At 36.2% G+C, this 1104-nt stretch carries 1 protein-coding gene; it reads left to right on the forward strand.

Features of this window, described 5'->3' with window-relative positions; translation table 11 throughout:
• A partial coding sequence (locus ACJ5H0_RS23035) for a site-specific integrase (protein WP_411252186.1) occupies positions 1-1104 on the forward strand: 1104 nt, incomplete at both ends.

Genomic DNA, 1104 nt, shown 5'->3' on the forward strand with positions numbered 1-1104 from the left:
CAACGGAACCGCTCCCATCTACTTACGAATTACGATAGACGGCAAGGCAGCAGACATTGCTGCTAAAAGGTATATCGATCCGAAGAAATGGGATGTTAAAGCACACAAAGCACTAAGCAATTCGCAAGAAGCAAAAACACTGAATCTCTATCTTAAAACTTTAGAACAGAAAGTTTACGATTTCCACTACCTGATGCTGAAAGATGAAAACTTTGTAACAGCAGAGAGTTTAAAATCTAAACTGCTTGGAACTGATATTGAGCAAAGAATGCTTATTCCGATATTCCAGGAGCATAATGACAAAGTGGAAGCTTTGGTTGGTAAGGATTTTGCCCCAGGAACATTGGAGCGTTATAAAACTTCTTTAAAGCATACACAGGAATTCATTAAATGGAAATACAAAGTTTCTGATATTGATATCACGCAAATCGATCACGGTTTTGTAAGTGATTATGACTTCTGGCTCCGCAGTGTACGTAAATGTGGAAACAATACAGCTGTGAAATACCTGAAGAATTTCAAAAAGATCATCCGATTATGTATGGCCCACGGATGGATCATTAAAGATCCTTTTCTGGGCTATAAAGCAAAGATTAAAGCTGTTGAACGTCCTTACCTTGCTAAAGAAGAAATTCAGATGATCTATGAGAAGGAATTTGTTTCCGATCGATTGAAGCAAGTACGAGATATTTTTCTTTTTAGTTGCTATACAGGCCTGGCTTATGTAGATGTAAAACAATTATCAAAATCTAACATCAATATTGGTATTGATGGGGAACAGTGGATTTTTACACATCGTCAAAAGACCGGTACTTCAACCAGAATTCCATTATTGACTTTAGCTCAGGAGCTGGTTTTAAAATATAAAAATCATCCGCAATGTGTGAATTCAGATGTCCTTTTCCCAGTTCTTAGCAATCAGAAAATGAATTCTTATCTCAAAGAAATTGCTAGTGTCTGTGGAATCAATAAAGATTTGACATTTCATATAGCAAGACATACTTTTGCTACTACTGTTACATTGTCTAATGGAGTACCGATTGAAAGCGTGAGCAAAATGCTGGGGCATAAAAATATTAAAACTACACAACAATATGCTAAGAT

It is taken from the genome of Chryseobacterium proteolyticum (assembly GCF_046591535.1).
In the GTDB taxonomy this organism is placed as follows: Bacteria; Bacteroidota; Bacteroidia; order Flavobacteriales; family Weeksellaceae; genus Chryseobacterium; species Chryseobacterium proteolyticum.